The organism is Blastococcus sp. CCUG 61487, assembly GCF_005222955.1.
Taxonomy (GTDB): domain Bacteria; phylum Actinomycetota; class Actinomycetes; order Mycobacteriales; family Geodermatophilaceae; genus Blastococcus.
In genome coordinates, this window is the sequence record NZ_LWUA01000056.1 from 1 (window position 1) to 7137 (window position 7137).

The window sequence follows — 7137 nt, forward strand, 5'->3', positions numbered from 1 at the left end:
GGTCGTCGCGTCAGGGCAGCGCGCGGCCCAGCGCCCGGTCGCAGCGGGCGCCCGCACCCCCGTCCCGCGACGGTGCGCCCCGGGGACGAGCGCCCGGTCCGTCGCGCCGTCCGGCCGCGTCCCGTGCTCTCCGGGCCGTCCGCGGCGCCGCCCGTCGCGCCCGCGCTGCGGCTGACGCGGCGTGCGCGCCGGCTGGGCGTGGTGCTCGGGCTCGCCGTGGGAGCGGCGCTGGGGTCATGGGTGGCCTCGGCCGTCGCCGACGACGAGGGCGGGCTGCGCCTCGCAGGGGAGAGCAGCGTGCTCGTGCGGCAGGGTGACTCGCTCTGGGCGATCGCGGCGTCGATCGCCGGCGAGCAGGACGTGCGACTGGTCGTCGACGAGATCCGCGAGCTCAACGACCTCACCGATGCGTCGCTGGTTCCCGGACAGGTGCTGCTGCTCCCGTGAGGTCCTGCGAGGCGGCGGCGTCGAGCGGGCGCGAGGGCAAGACCTCGCCAAGCGGCACCGACGACTTCGTCAATCCTCAGCCCTCGGAGGTCACGGACCGTGTCGGGTCGAACGCTTACGGTCGTCGCGTGTCTGGCGCCATGGGAAGTCGTGCAGCGGTGTTCACCAGCTCCCCTCAGGCCGTGGAGGTCTACCAGGCGGGGACCTGGTGGTCCGGCGAGCTGCTCGGCTGGCGCCACGACGCCTCGGGTTCGTGCGAGGTCTGGGTCCGCGTGGTGGTGGGCGGCGTCGAGGAGTCGGCGTGGCTGGACCTCGCCGACCTGCGGCTGCCCGAGCGACACCTCGGCGCGGTGCCGTCCCAGGATTCCCGCGACTCCCGCGTGCACCAGGAGCTGCCGACCAGCCAGTCGGTCGCGGCACTGCGCCAGCCGGCCGTTGAGGACGCAGTGGCCACGGCCGCCCTGCCCATGGTCCGGGACGTGGCCGCCCCCGCGGCCGGGGAGTCTGCGCCGACCCGTAGCGGAGGGCGTCGACGCGCCCCCGAGGACACCGACGTGCACCGTCTCGGCCCGAGCGCCGTGCCGGTCCGCCGCGGCCGCCACCGCGCGCCGGCAGACGGGGGGCGGCATCGGGCGGCGGACACCGGAGTCATCCAGCGGGTCGAGGACGCCGCGAGTGCCCCCGTCGTGCTGCGGACCGTTCCCGAGCCGGGGCGCGCCGCGCGTTCCGACGCGCGCTGGTCCGCCCCGGCCCCGCGGACCGCCCGGCCGGAGGAGGCTGTCGGTCGTCCCGACGTCTGCGGCAGCCAGGCCGCCGACGCGGAGCCCGACCTGCTGACCCGCCCGATGCGGCTGAGCGACCGCATCCCGCACGCGCGCCGGCCGCGACTGGACGGCTCGCTCTCCAGCGTCTGACGCCGTCGCGTCGCCGTGCGATCCGTCCGCGGATCGCTGTGGTCCGCGGCGCCCCAGCGCGTCCGCCGACGTCCTACGGGCGCCCGGTGCGGGTCGCGTCGTCGTCGGTCGGGCTGGTGCTCGCCGCTGCGATGGGCACCCCCTCCGCGCTCCGGCCGGACGCCGCTCGGGGGTTGCGGGCGACCTGTCGGCGCGTCGTGCGGGCGTGTCGTGTGACGCGTGGGAGCGGCTGTTCCTGCAGGTGACGGCCGTGTCGGAGCGGAACACGCCGGAGCTCAGATCTCTTGCACATCTTGTGGGTCCGCGCTTAGGGTTCCACTAGATCTAGTAGTTACAGAGTTGTAAGCCCGTCCACAGGCCGGTCCTCAGGTTCTCCCCCGGACATCCACCGGATGTCCCCAGGAGGGTCCACAAGGAGGGGCCGGGCGGAGCTGCCGAGGGAGGTGAACCGCGATGCGTTGCCCGTTCTGCCACAACCCGGACAGCCGGGTCATCGACTCGCGGGAGGCCGACGAGGGAGCGACCACCCGTCGTCGCCGGTCGTGCCCCCAGTGCAGCCGGCGGTTCACCACCGTCGAGGAGGCGGTCCTCGCCGTCGTCAAGCGCAGCGGTGTCAGCGAGCCGTTCAACCGGCAGAAGGTCGTCGCCGGCGTCCGGCGGGCCTGCCAGGGCCGGCCCGTCGACGAGGACCAGCTCGCCCTGCTGGCCCAGCAGGTGGAGGACACCATCCGGGCCAGCGGCGCGGCGGAGGTACCCAGCCACGAGGTCGGGCTGGCGATCCTGCGTCCGCTGCGCGAGCTGGACGAGGTCGCCTACCTGCGCTTCGCCAGCGTCTACCGGGCCTTCACCTCGGTGGCCGACTTCGAGAAGGAGATCGCGGAACTGAAGGCTCGCACGGCCGGCGGCGGCGAGCCCGACCCCGTGCCCTCCGGCAGTCCCGCCGTCCGCTGAGAACTGTCAGACCCCCGCGCTAGACACGACGTCAGAGCACCTCGATCGCGGCTCTTCCCCAGCCCTCGATCCATCCACCGCGCGGCTCCACTGCGCGCACCGAGCACCACACCGCGAGCACACACACAGGGAGAGCTCCACACCATGACCGAGACCGACGACCGCTTGGCCAGCACCCGTGCACGGCGCAACGGCAAGGCGCCCAGCCGCAAGGGTCTGAAGATCAAGCGCGTCTTCACCACCGCCGGTGTGCACCCCTACGACGAGGTGACCTGGGAGCGCCGCGACGTCGTCATGACCAACTGGCGCGACGGCTCGATCAACTTCGAGCAGCGCGGTGTGGAGTTCCCTGCCGAGTGGAGCATCAACGCCACCAACATCGTCACGACAAAGTACTTCCGTGGCGCCGTCGGCACCCCGCAGCGCGAGACCAGCCTGCGCCAGCTCATCGACCGGGTGGTGCTCACCTACGGTGCGGCCGGTCGCGAGCACGGCTACTTCGCCACCGAGGGCGACGCGGAGATCTTCGAGCACGAGCTGACCTGGATGCTCATGCACCAGTACTTCAGCTTCAACTCCCCGGTGTGGTTCAACGTCGGCACGAGCGCGCCGCAGCAGGTCAGCGCCTGCTTCATCCTCGCCGTCGACGACGAGATGGACTCGATCCTGAACTGGTACCGCGAGGAGGGCCTGATCTTCAAGGGCGGCTCCGGTGCCGGCCTCAACCTCTCGCGCATCCGCTCCTCCAAGGAGCTGCTCTCCTCCGGGGGCACCGCCTCCGGTCCGGTCTCCTTCATGCGCGGTGCCGACGCCTCGGCCGGGACGATCAAGTCCGGTGGCGCGACCCGCCGCGCCGCGAAGATGGTCGTCCTCGACATCGACCACCCCGACATCGAGGAGTTCATCGAGACCAAGGCGCGCGAGGAGGACAAGATCCGCGCGCTGCGCGACGCCGGCTACGACATGGACCTCGGCGGCAAGGACATCACCAGCGTCCAGTACCAGAACGCCAACAACTCCGTGCGCGTCTCCGACGAGTTCATGCGCGCCGTGGAGGAGGGCACCGAGTTCGGGCTGCGCGCCCGCATCGACGGCTCGGTCATCGAGACCGTCGACGCCAAGACGCTCTTCCGCAAGGTCACCCAGGCGGCCTGGGAGTGCGCGGACCCCGGCATCCAGTACGACGACACGATCAACGACTGGCACACCAACCCCGAGACCGGCCGGATCAACGCGTCCAACCCGTGCTCGGAGTACATGAGCCTGGACAACAGCTCGTGCAACCTGGCGTCGCTGAACCTCATGAAGTTCCTGAAGGACGACGGCACCTTCGACACCAAGAACTTCGTGAAGGCCGTCGAGCTGGTCATCACCGCGATGGACATCTCGATCTGCTTCGCCGACTTCCCGACCGAGCCGATCGGTGAGACCACCCGCGCCTACCGCCAGCTGGGCATCGGCTACGCCAACCTGGGCGCGCTGCTCATGGCGACCGGCCACGCCTACGACTCCCGGGGTGGCCAGACCCTCGCTGCGGCGATCACCTCGCTGATGACCGGCACCGCCTACCGCCGGTCCGCCGAGCTGGCCGGGATCGTCGGCCCGTACGACGGCTTCGCCCGCAACGCCTCGGCCCACGCCCGGGTCATGCGCAAGCACGCCGCCGCCAACGACTCCATCCGCCCGGTCGCCGCCGATGACGCCGACGTGCTCAAGGCCGCCACGCAGCAGTGGCAGGAGTGCCTCGAGATCGGCGCCGCCAACGGCTGGCGCAACGCCCAGGCCTCGGTGCTGGCGCCCACCGGCACGATCGGCTTCATGATGGACTGCGACACGACCGGCATCGAGCCGGACTTCTCGCTGGTCAAGTTCAAGAAGCTCGTCGGCGGCGGCTCGATGCAGATCGTCAACCAGACGGTGCCGCGGGCGCTCAAGAGCCTGGGCTACCAGGACGAGCAGGTCGAGGCGATCGTCGAGTACATCGCCGAGCACGGCCACGTCGTGAACGCGCCGAGCCTGCGCCCGGAGCACTACGAGGTGTTCGACTGCGCCATGGGCGAGCGGGCCATCTCCCCGATGGGCCACGTCCGGATGATGGCTGCGGTCCAGCCGTTCATCTCCGGGGCCATCTCCAAGACGGTCAACATGCCGGAGACGGCGACCGTCGAAGAGGTCGAGGACATCTACTTCCAGGGTTGGAAGATGGGCCTCAAGGCGCTGGCGATCTACCGCGACAACTGCAAGGTCGGCCAGCCTCTCTCCGACGCCATGAACAAGTCGGACGGCTCGAAGAAGGAGGCGGCCGTCGAGGCTGCTCCGGCTGCCCTGTCGCACCCGGTGCGCAAGCGGCTGCCGAAGAAGCGGACGAGCCTCACCACGTCGTTCAGCGTCGCGGGGGCCGAGGGCTACATGACCGCCGGCATGTACGAGGACGGCAGCCTTGGCGAGGTGTTCCTGAAGCTCGGCAAGCAGGGCTCGACCCTGGCCGGTGTGATGGACGCCTTCTCGATCTCGCTGTCGATCGCGCTGCAGCACGGTGTGCCGCTGGAGACCTACATCCAGAAGTTCACCAACATGCGGTTCGAGCCGGCCGGCATGACCGACGACCCGGACATCCGGATCGCCCAGTCGGTGATGGACTACATCTTCCGTCGCCTGGCGCTGGACCACCTGCCGGTCGAGAAGCGGGCCACCCTGGGCATCTTCACCGCCGAGGAGCGGGCCGCCCAGGTCGCCGGCTACGACACCTCCGCGTCGACGACCGCGGTCGTCGAGGAGGAGGAGGTCGACCTCGAGGCGCTGCGCGGCTCGGCGCCGACCGAGTCCGCCCCGGTGCAGGAGAAGGTCACCCCGGAGGGCCCGAAGACGGTCAAGGAGGCGCACTCCTCGGCCGAGCTCCTCGAGCTGGTCACCGGTACCGCGACCGACGCGCCGCTGTGCATGACCTGCGGCACGAAGATGCGGCCGGCCGGCAGCTGCTACGTCTGCGAGGGCTGCGGCTCCACCAGCGGCTGCAGCTGATGGGAAATGTGAAGGTAAATGAGACTGGAATCGCGGCCGCGTGAGACTCGAATAGCGTCTCGGTGAGACTGCAGTGTGACCGAGATGAGGCTCGAATAGCGCAGTGAGTCCAGTTGGCGGAAGTTGGCAGACCCCCCGGGGTTCCCACCGGCTTCTGTCACTGACAAAATGCAGCGCGCCTGGGTCTCAGGAAGTGACGGCTGTGGCGGGAATGCCTGATGGGCATTCCCGTCACAGCCGTTCTCGTTCCGGACGAGTGGATGTAGCGGGCTACCTGCGGGCAGCGCAACCCAGAGCCAGGTGGTGGTATCGAGCACTGTCTCTAGACAGGGTGGTTCTTCCGACGATGAGACGGGGCTTGCGAGCACCCCCCGCCGAGGGTGCCTCCTGAGGTCGGCTGAGGACTGGACAAAACAGTCCCAGGTCGGTGGTCAAGTCTTCGGTCGAGTGCGCCGAATCAGTGGTCAGGCTGCCGATTACGCATACCCAAGTCACTACTTTCAGTAAGGAACGTCATGATCACTGATCAGCCGGCGGATCCGGGTAGCAGCATCATCGAGTTTGTTGCGCTGCATCACGCAATCCATGTCTCCCACGAGGGCAGTTCCTTGTCGCGCTCTCAATACGAGGACGCCGCTCAGGACTACGAGGAAGCCATGCGACAGGTCGAGGCGCTCTGTGCGGTAGACCTGCGCCTGTGCCTGTCGCTGGTCGCTGACATCACCGCACAGTTGATGCAGGCACTGGGGGAGCAGGGGCGTGAGGGCGCCGTTGAGTCCATTCTGAGTGACGCGTCGGGGCGTGGTTGGACGGCTTCAATCCGCCGCAGCGGCGTTATCCGGCCAACTCGGTCGCCAGGTGCCGTCGCCAACCGGGGCCTGGGTGATGTCGCCGACGTGCTTCCAGCAGTGAGCGCAGCGCCGCTCTGAGTCAGCGCTGTCCCGGCTCGGCGTCCGCCGACGGTCCACGGACGCCGCCTTGGTCGGGGGAGTAGCGGGTCCAAGGTCGAGACCGCGTCTGGCCGAGGGTTTCTCGGGACCTCGCCGAGTTGTTCGGCGGCTCGGTGGCGGCCCGAACGCGACGATCGCCTCCGCGCTGTGGAGCGGCAGCATCCGCGGCGACCACTCCTATTCTCCGTGCCCGGGCCGGTCGCTGAAGAGCCGCAGGATCATGAGTTGCCGCCCCGGCGCTATGCGAGGCAGCGGGCAGGGGCGCCAGCCATGAGGCAGCCTCGCAGGCCACCTCCCCTTCACCGAACCACTCCTGCAGTCAAGCGTCTGCCGCATGGTCGGGACCGTAGCGGCTTCCGGCCGGTCACCACGGATACGTTGCCGCTGGTAGAAGAAGCCGTTGGTCGGGCCGTCCTCCGGCAGCGTCGCGAGCCAGATGACAGTGTCGGCAGCCTCGTCCGGAGTGGTCGGGGCGCCGGCGCCGCCCATGCGGGAGGCGACCGACCCGGGAGACATCGCGTTCCCCTTCGCTGCCGGACCGACCTCAGCCTCGCGCCAGGATCGCCAAGCGCCACCTTCTTCGCATGGTGCAGGAAAACGCAGGCCTAGGATGAGACTGCGCAACGTCCCTGGCCAGGATAAATGAGACAGCACACGCCCCGGCCTCATGTATCGCCAAAGACCGGCTCAAAGCCTTGAGCGAGTTTCCGGCGTCTACAGGAAGAGGCGGTATTGGTAGACGTTGTCGTCCAGTTGTGGAACGTTGGAAATAACGCGGGCTAGCTTTTGTGCGTACCCGAGTGTCACGGGGTAGGGGTTGTACGGGCTGTCGTTGGTGACGTCCCGCTGAGTGG

Annotated in this window: 5 protein-coding genes; all 5 read left to right on the plus strand. The window is 69.3% G+C overall.

The annotated features are described in order from the left end of the window. Nucleotides 1-72 precede the first annotated feature (72 nt). On the plus strand, nt 73-447 hold the full coding sequence (locus A6V29_RS05090; protein ID WP_137159301.1) for a LysM peptidoglycan-binding domain-containing protein: 375 nt from the start codon (nt 73-75) through the stop codon (nt 445-447). 182 nt (nt 448-629) lie between these two features. Continuing rightward, nucleotides 630-1361 (plus strand): hypothetical protein, encoded by a 732-nt coding sequence (locus A6V29_RS05095; protein WP_137159302.1) that lies wholly within the window; start codon nt 630-632, stop codon nt 1359-1361. 453 nt (nt 1362-1814) lie between these two features. Continuing rightward, nucleotides 1815-2312 carry a transcriptional regulator NrdR gene (gene nrdR / locus A6V29_RS05100; protein ID WP_137159303.1) on the plus strand — a complete coding sequence of 166 codons (498 nt, stop codon included), beginning with the start codon at nt 1815-1817 and terminating at the stop codon, nt 2310-2312. Between the two features lie 144 nt (nt 2313-2456). Then, on the plus strand, nt 2457-5333 hold the full coding sequence (locus A6V29_RS05105) for a vitamin B12-dependent ribonucleotide reductase (protein WP_137159304.1): 2877 nt from the start codon (nt 2457-2459) through the stop codon (nt 5331-5333). A gap of 515 nt (nt 5334-5848) precedes the next feature. Next, the gene (locus A6V29_RS05110; protein ID WP_137159305.1) at nt 5849-6262 is read left to right on the plus strand and encodes a hypothetical protein; all 414 of its coding nucleotides are present in this window, start codon (nt 5849-5851) and stop codon (nt 6260-6262) included. Nucleotides 6263-7137 lie beyond the last annotated feature (875 nt).

What these genes read in the sequence shown, in the direction of transcription:
- A6V29_RS05110 (WP_137159305.1), top strand. Translation starts at nt 5,849, where the DNA reads ATGATCACTGATCAGCCGGCGGATCCGGGTAGCAGCATCATCGAGTTT.
- nrdR (WP_137159303.1), top strand. Translation starts at nt 1,815, where the DNA reads ATGCGTTGCCCGTTCTGCCACAACCCGGACAGCCGGGTCATCGACTCG.
- A6V29_RS05105 (WP_137159304.1), top strand. Translation starts at nt 2,457, where the DNA reads ATGACCGAGACCGACGACCGCTTGGCCAGCACCCGTGCACGGCGCAAC.